This window comes from Klebsiella pneumoniae complex sp. WS1778, assembly GCF_049472055.1.
Classification (GTDB): domain Bacteria; phylum Pseudomonadota; class Gammaproteobacteria; order Enterobacterales; family Enterobacteriaceae; genus Klebsiella; species Klebsiella quasipneumoniae.
The window spans coordinates 721,456-736,332 of record NZ_JBKGTJ010000003.1 but is presented as its reverse complement, the minus strand read 5'-3'; the positions used below and the strand labels follow the sequence as shown (position 1 = coordinate 736,332).

General features: G+C 61.3%; 12 protein-coding genes. 6 read left to right on the top strand and 6 right to left on the bottom strand.

Features of this window, described 5'->3' with window-relative positions; genetic code table 11:
* Positions 1 to 12 precede the first annotated feature (12 nt).
* Positions 13 to 366: a helix-turn-helix domain-containing protein gene (locus tag ACLEXF_RS18140; RefSeq protein ID WP_148933793.1), complete on the bottom strand. Its 354-nt coding sequence runs from the start codon at positions 364 to 366 to the stop codon at positions 13 to 15.
* 333 nt (positions 367 to 699) lie between these two features.
* On the opposite strand from ACLEXF_RS18140, the gene oqxA reads away from it, so the two are divergent.
* Together oqxA and oqxB are read left to right on the top strand one after the other, a co-directional pair.
* Positions 700 to 1,875, top strand: coding sequence for a multidrug efflux RND transporter periplasmic adaptor subunit OqxA (gene oqxA / locus ACLEXF_RS18135; RefSeq protein WP_049115824.1), 1,176 nt, complete (start codon positions 700 to 702; stop codon positions 1,873 to 1,875).
* Positions 1,876 to 1,898: 23 nt separating this feature from the next.
* On the top strand, positions 1,899 to 5,051 hold the full coding sequence (gene oqxB / locus ACLEXF_RS18130) for a multidrug efflux RND transporter permease subunit OqxB (RefSeq protein WP_023318951.1): 3,153 nt from the start codon (positions 1,899 to 1,901) through the stop codon (positions 5,049 to 5,051).
* 68 nt (positions 5,052 to 5,119) lie between these two features.
* On the opposite strand, the gene ACLEXF_RS18125 is transcribed toward oqxB, so the two are convergent.
* From ACLEXF_RS18125 to ACLEXF_RS18110, 4 genes are all read right to left on the bottom strand, one after another.
* Positions 5,120 to 5,599: an RrF2 family transcriptional regulator gene (locus ACLEXF_RS18125; RefSeq protein ID WP_004205761.1), complete on the bottom strand. Its 480-nt coding sequence runs from the start codon at positions 5,597 to 5,599 to the stop codon at positions 5,120 to 5,122.
* Positions 5,600 to 5,873: 274 nt separating this feature from the next.
* Positions 5,874 to 6,266, bottom strand: coding sequence for a C-glycoside deglycosidase beta subunit domain-containing protein (locus ACLEXF_RS18120; RefSeq protein WP_048325404.1), 393 nt, complete (start codon positions 6,264 to 6,266; stop codon positions 5,874 to 5,876).
* 11 nt (positions 6,267 to 6,277) lie between these two features.
* Positions 6,278 to 7,291 (bottom strand): sugar phosphate isomerase/epimerase family protein, encoded by a 1,014-nt coding sequence (locus ACLEXF_RS18115; protein WP_023290705.1) that lies wholly within the window; start codon positions 7,289 to 7,291, stop codon positions 6,278 to 6,280.
* A gap of 20 nt (positions 7,292 to 7,311) precedes the next feature.
* Positions 7,312 to 8,085, bottom strand: a complete 774-nt coding sequence (locus ACLEXF_RS18110; protein WP_064150726.1) for a TIM barrel protein — start codon at positions 8,083 to 8,085, stop codon at positions 7,312 to 7,314.
* Positions 8,086 to 8,305: 220 nt separating this feature from the next.
* Here ACLEXF_RS18110 and ACLEXF_RS18105 point away from each other — a divergent pair, with 220 nt between their 5' ends.
* From ACLEXF_RS18105 to ACLEXF_RS18095, 3 genes are all read left to right on the top strand, one after another.
* A complete protein-coding gene (locus ACLEXF_RS18105; protein WP_407259625.1) occupies positions 8,306 to 9,763 on the top strand; it encodes an MFS transporter in 1,458 nt (485 codons plus the stop codon).
* Positions 9,764 to 9,890: 127 nt separating this feature from the next.
* Entirely contained in the window at positions 9,891 to 11,390 is a 1,500-nt protein-coding gene (locus ACLEXF_RS18100) for a GMC oxidoreductase (RefSeq protein WP_407259624.1), read from the top strand.
* A 269-nt stretch (positions 11,391 to 11,659) separates the two neighbouring features.
* Entirely contained in the window at positions 11,660 to 12,907 is a 1,248-nt protein-coding gene (locus ACLEXF_RS18095; RefSeq protein WP_043521380.1) for an MFS transporter, read from the top strand.
* 11 nt (positions 12,908 to 12,918) lie between these two features.
* Here the strand turns inward: ACLEXF_RS18095 and ACLEXF_RS18090 are convergent, their stop codons facing one another.
* Positions 12,919 to 13,563, bottom strand: a complete 645-nt coding sequence (locus ACLEXF_RS18090; RefSeq protein WP_048325409.1) for a TetR/AcrR family transcriptional regulator — start codon at positions 13,561 to 13,563, stop codon at positions 12,919 to 12,921.
* A 202-nt stretch (positions 13,564 to 13,765) separates the two neighbouring features.
* On the opposite strand from ACLEXF_RS18090, the gene ACLEXF_RS18085 reads away from it, so the two are divergent.
* Entirely contained in the window at positions 13,766 to 14,860 is a 1,095-nt protein-coding gene (locus tag ACLEXF_RS18085; RefSeq protein ID WP_048325410.1) for an LLM class flavin-dependent oxidoreductase, read from the top strand.
* Positions 14,861 to 14,877 lie beyond the last annotated feature (17 nt).

Below are 14,877 nucleotides of genomic sequence, written 5' to 3'. Positions count from 1 at the left end.
CGGTCATGAAGATCACTGACGAGATGTCTGCGCGGCAGAGCGGCTGATACTCCGGCGCCAGACGCCGGGCGCCTGGCCATACTGGCGCTTGAAGCTGCGGTTGAAGGACTGCTGGGAGTCAAAGCCGAGGGCGATCGCCACGTTGAGGATCGGCTCGTTGCTGTGGGCTAAGCGTTCAACCGATTTTTGCAGCTTTTGCGCCCGGATATACTCCCCGAGGGGGTGCCCGGTATGTTCTTTGAAGATCCGCTGCAGGTGCCACTTCGAATAGCCGGCTCGCCGGGCAACGGTATCAATATCCAGACGGCTATCAAGATGGTTGTCGATCCATTCGATCAGATCCTGAATGATGGCGCCAGTGTTCATCATATTTCCCCCTCGCGGCCGGTTAAAAGCATCTTTAGCAGTTGCATTAAAAGGTGGCCTGGTTTTACACAAAATGCAAGTTTTATTGTTGCATTTAAAACCCTGCCAGGATCGCGCCTTTTTTCTCCGGTGAGGATCGCACATAAAGTGCAACAATTATTCTTGCACTTAGTTAAGCGCCTTCCTACAATCGCCGCGATAGTGTATTCGAAATTGTTACAATTTTGTGGCGATGATCGACACAAATGGCCTTAAGCCAGCCCGGACAAAGGAAGTGGCGCAGCCACTCAGGCTGCGTCTTGCCCGGCGGCTACAATGACTGGAATAAAAATAATGAGCCTGCAAAAAACCTGGGGAAACATTCACCTGACCGCGCTCGGCGCGATGATGCTCTCCTTTCTGCTCGTCGGCTGCGACGACAGCGTCGCACAAAACGCCGCGCCGCCCGCTCCGGCCGTCAGCGCCGCTAAGGTGCTGGTGAAGTCGATCAGTCAGTGGGATAGTTTTAACGGTCGCATTGAAGCGGTGGAGAGCGTTCAGCTCCGCCCCCGCGTCTCGGGATATATTGATAAAGTGAATTATACCGACGGCCAGGAGGTGAAAAAGGGCCAGGTGCTGTTCACAATAGACGACAGAACCTATCGCGCCGCGCTGGAGCAGGCGCAGGCAACGCTGGCGAGAGCCAAAACGCAGGCCAGTCTGGCGCAAAGCGAGGCGAACCGCACCGATAAATTAGTGCATACCAACCTCGTCTCCCGTGAAGAGTGGGAGCAGCGCCGGTCAGCCGCGGTTCAGGCGCAGGCCGATATTCGCGCCGCGCAGGCGGCGGTGGATGCCGCGCAGCTTAACCTCGACTTCACCAAAGTGACTGCCCCTATCGACGGCCGCGCCAGCCGCGCGCTGATCACCAGCGGCAACCTTGTCACGGCGGGCGACACCGCCAGCGTGCTCACCACCCTGGTCTCGCAGAAGACGGTGTACGTCTACTTTGACGTCGACGAGTCAACCTACCTGCACTATCAGAATCTCGCCCGCCGCGGGCAAGGCGCCTCCAGCGATAATCAGGCGCTTCCGGTGGAGATTGGTCTGGTTGGCGAGGAGGGCTACCCCCATCAGGGCAAAGTGGATTTTCTCGATAATCAGTTAACGCCGAGCACCGGCACCATCCGCATGCGCGCCCTGCTGGATAACTCGCAGCGGCTGTTCACGCCGGGGCTGTTTGCCCGTGTGCGTCTGCCGGGCAGCGCGGCGTTCCAGGCTACGCTTATCGACGACAAAGCGGTGCTCACCGATCAGGACCGCAAATATGTCTATATCGTTGATAAAGATGGCAAAGCGCAGCGACGTGATATCACGCCGGGGCGGCTGGTCGACGGTTTACGCATCGTGAAGCAGGGTCTGAAGCCTGGGGATAGCGTCATCGTCGACGGCTTACAAAAAGTGTTTATGCCGGGTATGCCGGTTAACGCCAAAACCGTTGCCATGACCCCCAGCGCCGCCCTCAACTGATCCCTTATCAGAGAATCCAAGACATGGACTTTTCCCGCTTTTTTATCGACAGGCCCATTTTCGCCGCGGTGCTGTCGATTTTAATTTTTATCACCGGGTTAATCGCCATCCCGCTGCTGCCGGTGAGCGAATATCCTGACGTCGTGCCGCCCAGCGTGCAGGTGCGTGCGGAGTATCCCGGCGCCAACCCGAAAGTGATCGCCGAGACCGTGGCGACGCCGCTGGAGGAAGCGATCAACGGCGTTGAAAACATGATGTACATGAAATCGGTCGCCGGCTCCGACGGCGTTCTGGTGACCACCGTGACCTTCCGCCCGGGTACCGACCCGGATCAGGCGCAGGTTCAGGTGCAGAACCGGGTCGCGCAGGCTGAGGCGCGTCTGCCGGAGGACGTACGCCGTCTGGGGATCACCACCCAGAAACAGTCCCCGACGCTGACCCTGGTGGTGCATCTGTTTTCGCCAAACGGTAAGTACGACTCGCTGTATATGCGCAACTACGCCACGCTGAAGGTGAAGGATGAGCTGGCGCGCCTGCCCGGCGTCGGCCAGATCCAGATATTTGGCTCCGGCGAATACGCGATGCGCGTCTGGCTGGATCCCAACAAGGTGGCCGCCCGCGGTCTGACGGCCTCGGATGTGGTGACGGCGATGCAGGAGCAGAACGTCCAGGTCTCCGCCGGTCAGCTTGGCGCCGAGCCGCTGCCGCAGGAGAGCGACTTCCTGATCTCGATTAACGCCCAGGGCCGTCTGCATACCGAAGAAGAGTTTGGCAATATCATTTTGAAAACGGCGCAGGACGGCTCGCTGGTCCGCCTGCGCGACGTGGCGCGCATCGAGATGGGTTCCGGTAGCTATGCGCTGCGCTCCCAGCTCAACAATAAGGATGCGGTCGGGATCGGTATCTTCCAGTCCCCGGGGGCTAACGCCATCGATTTGTCGAACGCCGTGCGTGCCAAAATGGCCGAGCTGGCCACCCGCTTCCCGGAAGATATGAAATGGGCGGCGCCGTACGACCCGACGGTTTTCGTCCGCGACTCCATCCGCGCGGTGGTGCAGACGCTGCTGGAGGCGGTCGTGCTGGTGGTGCTGGTGGTGATCCTGTTCCTGCAGACCTGGCGCGCATCGATTATCCCGCTGATCGCGGTGCCGGTATCGGTGGTCGGTACCTTCAGCATTCTCTATCTGCTGGGTTTCTCGCTGAATACCCTGAGCCTGTTCGGGCTGGTACTGGCGATTGGTATCGTGGTGGATGACGCCATCGTGGTGGTGGAAAACGTCGAGCGCAATATCGAAGAGGGGCTTGCGCCGCTTGCCGCGGCGCATCAGGCGATGCGAGAGGTCTCCGGGCCGATTATCGCTATTGCGCTGGTACTGTGCGCGGTGTTCGTGCCAATGGCTTTTCTCTCAGGCGTTACCGGTCAGTTCTACAAGCAGTTTGCGGTGACCATCGCCATCTCCACGGTGATCTCGGCCATCAACTCGCTGACGCTCTCCCCGGCATTGGCGGCCCTGCTGTTAAAGCCGCACGGCGCGAAAAAAGATCTCCCTACCCGGCTGATCGATCGCCTGTTTGGCTGGATTTTCCGTCCGTTTAACCGCTTTTTCCTGCGCAGCTCAAACGGCTATCAGGGGCTGGTGAGCAAAACCCTCGGCCGCCGTGGCGCGGTGTTTGTGGTGTACCTGCTGCTGCTCTGCGCCGCAGGGGTGATGTTTAAAGTCGTCCCCGGCGGATTTATTCCCACCCAGGACAAACTGTACCTGATTGGCGGCGTGAAGATGCCGGAAGGTTCGTCGCTGGCGCGCACCGATGCGGTGATCCGCAAAATGAGCGAGATCGGGATGAATACCGAAGGGGTCGATTATGCGGTCGCCTTCCCCGGTCTTAACGCGCTGCAGTTCACCAACACGCCGAATACCGGGACGGTCTTTTTTGGCCTGAAACCGTTCGACCAGCGCAAACACTCGGCGGCGGAAATCAATGCGGAAATCAACGCTAAAATCGCGCAAATCCAGCAGGGCTTTGGCTTCTCCATCCTGCCGCCGCCGATTTTAGGACTGGGTCAGGGCTCTGGCTATTCCCTTTATATCCAGGATCGCGGTGGGCTGGGCTATGGCGCGCTGCAAAGCGCGGTGAATGCGATGTCCGGGACGATTATGCAGACGCCGGGGATGCACTTCCCGATCTCGACCTACCAGGCTAACGTGCCGCAGCTGGACGTGCAGGTCGATCGCGATAAGGCGAAAGCGCAGGGGGTATCGCTGACCGATCTGTTCGGCACGCTGCAGACCTATCTCGGCTCGTCTTATGTCAATGACTTTAACCAGTTCGGGCGTACCTGGCGCGTGATGGCCCAGGCTGACGGACCATACCGCGAGAGCGTGGAAGATATCGCCAATCTGCGCACCCGCAATAATCAGGGCGAAATGGTGCCGATCGGCAGTATGGTGAATATCAGTACCACCTACGGGCCGGATCCGGTGATCCGCTACAACGGTTATCCGGCGGCGGACCTGATTGGCGATGCCGATCCGCGCGTTCTCTCCTCCTCGCAGGCGATGACGCTGCTGGACGCCATGTCTAAACAGGTGCTGCCGAATGGGATGAATATTGAATGGACGGATCTCAGCTTCCAGCAGGCCACCCAGGGCAACACGGCGCTGATCGTCTTCCCGGTGGCGGTGCTGCTGGCGTTCCTCGTGCTGGCGGCGCTGTATGAAAGCTGGACCCTGCCGCTGGCGGTGATCCTTATCGTGCCGATGACGATGCTCTCCGCGCTATTTGGCGTCTGGTTGACCGGGGGCGATAACAACGTCTTCGTGCAGGTGGGGCTGGTGGTCCTGATGGGCCTGGCCTGTAAAAACGCCATTCTGATCGTCGAGTTTGCCCGTGAGCTGGAGATGCAGGGCAAAGGCATCATGGAGGCCGCGCTGGAGGCGTGCCGCCTGCGTCTGCGCCCGATTGTGATGACCTCCATCGCCTTTATCGCCGGAACCATTCCGCTGATCCTCGGCCACGGCGCAGGAGCGGAAGTTCGCGGCGTCACCGGGATCACGGTGTTCTCCGGGATGCTGGGGGTGACGCTGTTCGGTCTGTTCCTGACACCGGTGTTTTACGTGACGCTACGGAAACTGGTGACCCGCAGTAAGCCGGTCCAGGAGGATCTGCCCGCCTAGCCTGCAGCAGATAACAAAAAACCGCCTTCACAATTTGAAGGCGGTTTTTTTTCGTCACCAGAAAATGATTAATGCGCTTTTTTAAAGCGGGCGATCATTTCCGGTACCGGGTCGCAGCCGCTGGTATCGGCGTTTTTGAGCGCCTCCAGCGCGCTGGCCACGGTATGGCGAGCGAGGACGTTCAGCGAAGCCTGCTCCGCTTCGTCAGCGACCGATTTGAAGTACCAGCAGGCGTTGGCGCTGACCACGCAGCGGGCCGGGACCTCAGGACGCGACGCCCACAGTTTTTTATCTTCGATAACGGAAAGGTAGATATCACGCAGAGTGATTTTGTCCGCCGGGCGGCCAAGATGAATAGAGCCGTTGCGGCCAAGCGTGGAGACAATGATGCCGTCACGGGTGAGCGGAACCATTAATTTGCGGATAAAGCTCGGGTTGGCTTCCAGGCCGTAGGCCAGAATCGCACTCGTTGAACGTTCACCCATCTGCTCCGCCATTGCTACGCTGAGAACCATCTGCAAAGCTGTCGGGAAGCGGTAATCTAACATGGTTTTGTCCTGGGTTGCGGTGAATCTTGTTCTTTTTGGCACCGCAGAGGTGAGTAATCAATGAACAACAATATAACAAATACGGGAATTTTTTTGAAGCAATCTGCGGTTAGCCTGCGAAGTAAATTTTCTGATTTCGTCCGCAAAGACGGGCTGAGAAACCGCGCTCTTCCGTACCGGTTTTACTGAACGGCAATCTCCTCGCCGTTTCCCAGTGACTGCCCCCTGCGTTAAAGAAATCCGCTGCCAGAACGGCAGCGGATCCTGCAGGGTGTTATGCCGTTAATTCCAGCTCGGTTTCAAAGGTGGTCACCGGCACAAACGGCAGATAGGAGATCCGCAGCCTCTCGGCCACCTTCAGGCGATGCCAGCCGGCCGGCAGGCCACCGGGTTTGAGCACCGTGATGGTCGCCTTTTCACCGAAGTTCCACCGGTCGTCGTAGACGCTCTCCAGCTCGTCGAGCGTCCACTCCCGGCCGCGCAGCGCCAGGCGGATCGCCTGCCGCGGGATGGCTTCGCCGTTGAGGGTCACGGCGATATCTTCCACCATCGACAGACCCAGACCGCGGTAGTAAGGCAGACGGGCCAAAAAGCGCACGCCGATAACTTCTCCGTCGCGGGTGACGTTACTGAAACCTTCGCGGCAGATAATATGCTGATCAAACATGATAATGCTCCTTACTGGCCCAGCAGCGCCGGGGGTGGGGTTTCATCTAACAGGCGACAGAACATCAGTTGCTGGCGGCGGACCTGCTCCAGGCTGTCCACCTCCTGCGCGTCTTCCACCCAGCGGTTGCCTTCATACTCGGAGCACACATACCCCTCATAGCCGCCCTTCTGCAGCACGCGGAAGATCTCATCGTAGGGAATCGACCACTCGCTTATCTCATCGGTCATCTCATAGAATTTGGCATGAATGTTGTGGATCCGCGGCATAAAATCGAGCATCCGCTTCGGCTCGAACGCCGCGTTGTGGCGCAGCGTTTCCGCCATCGCCAGCTGCGGGCCTGGTCCCCATTTTTGCATCACATCCAGGATCACGTATTCGCTGAGCGTCCGCTCCTCATAGGCTTTCTCGATAAAATCCGCTGCCGCCTGTGGGCAACCGTTACGAATAAAGCGCTCTTTCCACACCCGCGGGAAGCGGGCTAAAAACATTCCCATATCCGGCAGGAAGCCCAGCGCCCGGGTATTGGCTTTTTCATAGGCTTCGGCATGACGAATAATCCACGGATGATCGAAATGCAGCGGGGCGTGCACTTCCAGCAGAATGGTGATCCCTTTGTCTTCCGCATACGGCGCCGCCGCCACCAGCACCTCCGGCGCCACGGAAACCAGAGAGCGGATAAAGCGCATGCCCAGCCGGGCGGCAAAATCGATGTCGTTTTGCACGCTGCGCACCTGCTCGTCAAACGGCATCGGCCGGTCTTTATAACGCTTATAGTCGAGCATAAAGTCATGGCACACCGGCACCGTGTCATGGCGCTGCATCAGACGGTGCCAGTCGGCGATCGCCGCCTCCGGCATGCCGCACTCCGGCCAGCCGGCGAAGGTCTGTTCGCCGACGACTTCAATGCCGCGGGCGCCGAACGCCGCGCAGTGACCGATCGCCTGATCGAGGGACATCTTGCCGAGATAGGTCTCATTCTGAAAACTGTACAGACTGACGCCGCGTTTTATTTTCTGAGTCATAAAAGTACCAGGTAAGTTGGTTAACAGGATAAGCCGGTCGCTTCGCGTGCGCGGGCCACCGAGGCCGCTGCGGGCAGCGACGGTTTATACTCCAGGCCAATGGCCCCGTTGTAGCCCAGGCGTTGCAGCCGGGCGATCACGTCGGGCCACTCGCCGCTGCGCGGATCCGGTTCGTTACGATCCGGCGCCTGCGCTATCTGCACGTGCCCCACCCGATGCATTCTGCCGCCGAGCACCTCCTCCATCTCCTCTTCCATCACCATCGAGTGATAGACGTCAAACAGCAGCTGCAGCCGCGGGCTGTCGACCGCCTCGATAATGTCCAGCGCCAGCCGGGTGTTGTTTAAGAACATCCCCGGATGATCGATGCGGGTGTTGAGCGGCTCCAGCAGCAGAGTGACCCCGGCGGCTTCCGCCAGCGTCGCCGCCTGGCGCAGGATGTGGATCGCCTGCGCCTGCTGTTCGGCGATAGCCACCCCTTCGCGGCTGAAGCCGGAGGCCACCACCAGCGGCGGCGACCCCAGCTGGCGCGAGACCGCCAGGCTGTCGCTCACTGCCGCCAGAAACTGCTCATGCTCCGCCGGATCCACCAGGCTGCGCCGGGGCTCCACCACGAAGCTCGACAGCCTCACGCCGGTCTCCTCCAGCGCCTGCGCCAGCGCCGCCAGCGGTTTATCACGCCAGAGATGAAACTCAACATGGCTGAATCCCTGCGCTTTCGCTGCCCGGACCCGATCGCTGAAATCGGGATACTCTTCACGAAACAGCCATTCAATACATGCGGACAAATACATCCGACCCCCTTCTCTACTTGCCAGAACAAAACAAACAAAATTAGAATAAGAATTCTTATTCTGTTTCGGAGCGGCAGTGTGACGCCTTCCCTTCTGGCTTCGCGGTCAACAGCAGGATCTGACGCGGCATAACCAGAATGAGTGCTCTAATTCTAATCTCTGGTTGCTATAAATTGTCAACATCATTTAACAAGTTTTTAACCAAATCTGAAGGTACATCATGCTCAATAACGCTTCGGCGGCCACGGTTCAGGCGCCTCCCTATACCAGCGAGCGGCAGCGCACGCTGGCCACGCTGGTGGTTTCGATAGCGCTGGTGCTGGAGATCATCGACGTCTCGATCATTAATGTCGCCATCCCGGTGGTACAGCGGGATCTGCTCGCCAGCCCGCGGCAAATTGAATGGGTGGTCACCGGCTACCTGTTCTTTTTCTCCATTCTGCTGCTCACCGGCGGTCGGCTCGGCGATCTGTATGGCTACCGGCGGCTGTTTATCAGCGGCCTGCTGGCGTTTGGTGCCGCATCGGCCGGCTGCGGACTGGCCGCCAGCCCGGAGATGCTGGTGGCGATGCGTATTGCGCAGGGGGCCAGCGGGGCAATGATGGGCCCGCAAATTCTCTCCCTGATGCAGGTGCTGTATCGCCCGCACGAGCGTTTCCGGGTGATGAGTATTTTCGGCCTGCTCGGCGGCGCCGCCGGGATCCTCGGCCCGGTGCTCGGCGGGATCATCATCGAAAGCAATCTGTTCGGCCTCAGCTGGCGGCCGATCTTTTTGATCAACGTGCCGGTGATCGTTATCGCCGTCGCTCTCGCCTGGCGGGCGCTGCCGGCGGTGCGCAGCCCGGAGGCCAAAGGTATCGATCCGCTGGGAACCCTGCTGGCGGTGGTGGGCGGCGGCGCGCTGCTGCTCACCCTGATCGAAGGCCCCGCCCTGCGCTGGCCGCTATGGATGGCGCTGCCGCCGCTGCTGTCGCTCATCACGGTGTCACTCCTCTGGCGTCATCTGCTGGGCCGTGAACGCCGGGGCGGCACGCTGCTGTTTCCCCCCGCGGTGCTTCGCGACCGCTTCTTTCGCGCCGGGATCGTCATCACCCTGCTCTATCAGCTGACCACCGCCTCGCTGCTGCTGGCCACCGCGCTGGTGCTGCAGAGCGGACTGGGCTTCAGCCCGTTCCATACCGCCCTGCTGCACATCCCCTTCGCCCTTGGGGCGATGTTTTCCATCGCCATCGCCGGCCGCCGGCTATCGCCTCGTCTTGGGCGTAACGTGACGCTGGTCGGGGTGGCCGTGCAGATGAGCGGCCTGCTGCTGATGGGCTACGGGATCGCCACGGTGCCGGGGACGCTGGCGCTGACCGCGCTGGGTCTAGGGTTCGGCCTGTGCGGCTGTGGGATGGGGCTTATCTCCGCCCCGCTGCCGGCCTTTGCCATGGCGGCGATCCCGGTGGCCCACGCCGGCGCGGCGTCGGGATTATTTCGCACCGGCCAGCAGTTTGGCGCCGCCCTCGGCATGGCGACCCTCGGCGGCTTCTATCTGGCGCAAAGCGCCTCCGCGCCGGACGCCTGCCGCGGGGCCTTTATCACTCTGCTGACCCTTGGCGCCCTGATCCTGCTGGCGATTGCCGCCCTCAGCCGCCTGCTGCCCGTCTCGGTGCTTCCCCCGGCGGGTAAGGCATGACCTATCGCGTCCGGCAATGGCTGCTATCATGAGGAACCATTTATCAGGACGCACAAAGCTGTAGTACCTATTTTCTGTACACCTGCAACGGGCATGCGCCCGGAGAACAACAAAGGCATGGACTGATATGGATGAAAACATCGATGTACTGATTATTGGCAGCGGCCCGGTGGGCGCCACTTTCGCGCGGCGGATTGCCGATCGCCGCGCCGCGCGGATCCTGGTGGTGGAAGCCGGCGAAGCGCTGACGTCCGCGACCGGGGTTAATATCCGCAACCTGGCGCCAGCGCAGCGGGAAACGGCCTACGACCGCGTCCGGGCGTTTCCGCTGGCCGCCCTGCCGGAGAACCTGCCGGCAGACGCCCTGCAGGCACGGCCCGGCACCCACCTTCTCGACCCGGCGGCGCCCCACAGCGGCATGCCGGCCGCCGCGCTCTCCACTAACCTCGGCGGCATGGGCGTCCACTGGACCTGCGCCTGTCCGCGACCGGGCGGCAGCGAAGTCATTCCCTTCCTCGAGCCGCGGGAGATGGCCGACGCCTGGGAGTCGGCTGAGCATTATCTGCAGGTGACCCGCGAAGGATTTCCGGCCACCGCCATCGGCCGGCAAATCGTCGATGCCCTTAATCAGCACTTCGCCAGCGACCGTCCGCCGGCGCGGCTGGCGCAGCCTATGCCGCTGGCCTGCGCCGCGACGCCGGAGGGCAAGCCGCGCTGGTCCGGCGTCGACGTGGTGCTTGGCGAGCTGGCGGAGGAAGAGACCCGCCGCCAGCGCGGGGTGGAGATCCGTACCGCCACCCTGTGCACCCGGATCCTCAGTGAAGACGGCGTCGCCTGCGGGGCAGAGCTGCGCGATCTGCGTACCGGCGAGCAGTACGTGGTGACGGCCAAAGCGGTAGTGGTCGCCGCCGATGCGCTGCGTACCCCTCAGCTGCTGTACGCCTCGGGCATCCGCCCGCGGGCGCTGGGGCGCTGGCTCAACGACCAGCCGCAGGTGATCGCCCTGATTGAAGTGGACGCCCCGCCGGCCGCCGCCACGCCGACCTCCCCGCTGCGCGACGGACGGGACAATGTCTCCGGCGTCACCTGGCTGCCGTTCCATGAGCCTGATTTCCCGTTCCACGGTCAGCTGATGCAGATGGATACTTCGCCGATCGCCTTTACCCAGCCGCCGGGGACTGCGACGAAGCCGGTGGTGGGCTTGGGGCTGTTTCTCGCCAAGGAGCTGCGCGAGGAGGATCGAATCGTCTTCAGTGATGACACCGACGCCGTAGGGCTGCCGAAAATGCAGCTTAACTATCAGTTAACCGACGGCGATCGCCGGCGTTTACAGCAGGCGGTGGCGGTGACCGAACGCGTCGGCGCCGCGCTGGGCCGCGTCGCGCCTGGCGGTGAGGCCATTATCCTGCCGGCGGGCACCTCGCTGCATTACCAGGGAACTTGTCGCCTGGGAGAAGCGAACGACGGCACCAGCGTGGCCGACCGCCGCTCGCGGGTGTGGGGTTTTCACAATCTGTACGTCGGCGGCAACGGCGTGATCCCCACCTCAACCGCCTGCAACCCGACGCTGACCAGCGTCGCGCTGGCGATCCTCGCCGCTGACGATATCGTGGCGCGCCTGCTGTAGCGCCTCTGGCTTACCGGGGCAAAAGCGGCCCCGGCTCCTCGCGAAAGGCGACATCGGTCGCCTTTTTATTGCCGCAAAATCCACATAAAACCCATGGTATTTTTGTTTGTGATGGATCACATACGTAATCACAATTTTTCCCCGCGCCGTTCCTGCTCCTACTCTTAAATCCGCGGCTATTCCCGCCGCCACCTGTATCCCTGACCTGCATACTAAAAAACCGCGCCGCCGCCAACGACAGGCGACCCGCGCGATAAAAGGAGAACGTCGTGAGCCATAGCCTGAATCCGCCCCACGCGCCACAAGCCGGCGCGATCCAGGGCATCATCATCGCCCTGACCGCCTTTCTGCCCATCCTGGCGATCGTTTCCCTGGCGCCGGCGGTCCCGACGCTGATCCAGCACTTTGCCGGGGTGCCTTATGTCGAAACCCTGGTGCCGCTGATGCTGACCGCGCCCGGACTGGTGATCGCCATCGCCGGGCCGTGCACCGGCTGGCTGGCGGATAAATTTGGCCGCCGTAAACTGCTGCTCAGCGCCACGCTGTTGTATGGCATCTGCGGCACTATGCCGCTGTACATCACCTCCCTGACCGGCATCTTTTGCAGCCGCCTCGGCGTCGGGCTGGCGGAGGCGGTGGTGTTGACCATCGCTAACACCATGCTGATCGATTACTTCGACGACAAACAGCGCCGCTTCTGGCTGACGGTGCAGGGGGTGATTGGCCCGGCGCTGGCGGTGCTGGTGCTGGCCAGCTCCGGCTATCTGACCGCCCTGCGCTGGAACGGCGCCTTTATGATCTACTTTGTCGCCATCCTGCTGTTCCTGGCGATGTACTTCTGGATGTTCGAACCGGCTCAGGCGGCCCGTCCGCAGCACGCCGCCCAGGCGGCGCAGCATAATCCGTTTCCGTGGCCGCGAGTGATCGCCCTCAGCGTGCTGACCTTTGTCTGCGCCATCATTTATTACGTGTACACCATCAATGGCGCCAACGCCTTTCATACCCTGCAAAACGCCAGTCCGCAGCGTATTGGCCTGATTATGTCGCTGGTCAGCCTCGCCGTGCCGGTCGGTTCGCTGCTGTTCGGTCTGGTCTCCCGCCGCTATACGCCGGAGCGCGTGCTCGCCATCATGCTCTGCCTGATGGGGATCGGGATGCTGGTGGTGGGTGAATCACGGACGGCGATCGCCATGGGGATCGGCTCCGCCATCCAGCAGCTGGGAGCCGGCATGGCGATTAACGCAATGATTTACTGGGTAGGGTCGCTGATTCCGCCCGCCTACTGCGGCCGGGCGATGGGCGCCTGGTCCGGGGCCTTCTTCGCGGGCATGTTTGTCAGCCCGATCATCGTTGGCGCGATCCGCCTGCGGGCCGGGAACGATGTGCTGAGCGCCTTCCTGACGCTCGGCATCGCGGCGCTGGTGCTGGCCGCCGCGATATTTCTTTATACTTTCTCCCGCCATAGCCAGCGCCTGCGTCAGCACAAGCAGGCCAGCGCCTGGCAGTTAGCGAAGTAAAATCCCGCGGCTTAGCCGGCCTCGACGGGGGTAATCAGATAGCTCAGACACATCATGCCCAGATGGCGTTTGAGCTGTTCCCAGTCGCCCTCACCGGCGGCTTCCGCCGCCGATCCCAGGCCGAGGAAGCGCGCCAGCGCGGCATACGAAACCGTAAAGCAGAAGCGGGCGGCCTGCTCTGGCTCCGGGTGGCGGATCTCCGCCGCGGCATCGAGCAGCTGGTCGATAAAGGTCTGCTCGTTTTTCTGGTAAGCGGCTTTCCCAATTCCCGCCACGCGCTCATCATCCGCCCGCGCCATAAACGGCCGCAGGATCCCGGCATGGCGACGCAAATACTCCGCCTGGACATCCATCAGCGCCGGAAGCCGCTGGCGCAGCGGCAGATTGCGCGCGTGCAGCTGCTGGATCAGCTGCTGCCATTCGGCGTCCAGCTCCTGCATCACCTCCATCATGACGGCGATAAACAGATCTTCTTTGCCGCCGAAGCGGGCATAGATCGAGCCGACAGAAACGCCCGAGCGTTTACTGATTTCAGCAATGGTCAGCAGCTCAAAGGTGCCTTCATGCAGGATTTCACGGCTGGCGGCCATCAGCCGCTCCAGCGCCACCCGGCTCCGGTCCTGTTTCGGCTGGCGCATCGCGGGAAGATCGGTCATCGCAGTTCTCACCTCTTTATACATAGAAAACCCCCGCAGTGTATTGCAGTTAGCGACCGCGCTGCAAATTGCCCACCCGACTCCCCCGTCGGCGAGGTGACAAAAGTGTGATGGCGGTCATTTTCATTCTTTGATAAACAACTAGAATCATAATTCTAGTTCTATTTAATAATAACAACCACCACACAACCCAGGAGTTGCTATGCGTTTCTCTGTTTTCCTCGTCGGCCGTTCCACCGCCCCCGAGCAGGATCGTTTTGTCATGCAGTCGCTGATCGAACATGCGCGCCAGGCTGAAGATCGCGGCTTCGATGCGGTCTTTATGCCAGACCATCACTTCACCGGCTATGCGCCGATGTCCAGCGATCCGTTTGTCTTCGCCGCCTACCTGGCCGGCCAGCTGAAAAAGATCCATTTCGGCATGTCGGTGACTACCGTCCCGCTGCACCACCCGGTGCGCTTCGCCGAGCGCGTTAACCTGCTGGATCAACTCACCGAAGGCCGCCTGCTGGTGGGCATCGGCAGCGGCACCACGCCGGAAGAGATGATCGGCTTTGGCGTGAACTACAAGGACGCCTCCAGCCTGCTGCAGGAGAACCTCGATCTGGTCCAGCGGCTGTGGGAGAAAAATATTGAAGACGATCCGATCATCTTCGAAACCGGCCACTATAAGGGCGCGGTGGTCCAGCGCATCGTTCCTGCCCCCTGGCAAAAACCCTTCAACCGCATTATGCCGGTGGCGCTGCGTGAAACCAGCATGCAGCGCGCCGCCGACAACGGCTGGCCGGCCTTTATTCCCGCGTTTACGCCGCCGATCCCGGCCAGCAACGATCCGTTTGGCCAGCTGACCCACTATTTCACCCGCTACCGCGATGCCCTGCTCAACGCCGGCCATAGCGACGAGGTGGTGAACCACTGCCTCTCGTGGACCACCCACACCTGGCAGTGCGTCCATATCGCCCCCACCGACGAGCAGGCCCGCGAGGAGATGCTGCAGATCATGGGCTGGTACCAGCAGGCCATCGACCGGGAATATGAGTACAACAAGCGGGCGGAAGAGTTTAGCGGCGTTACGCTGCACCGCCATCCGGACTGTTTCAGCGAAGAGTGGATCAAAACCTGGTGCCTGTACGGCAGCCCGGAGACCGTCGCCGAGGAACTGGAACGCCATCAGCGGCTGGGCATCGGCAACGTGCTGCTCGGCTTCACCAACGGCCCGCTGACCGAGGAGCGCCTGCGCCTGAGCCAGCAGTCGATCTCGTTGTTCGCGGACCAGATCCTGCCGCGCTTTCGCTAATCCAACCGGGAGATCCT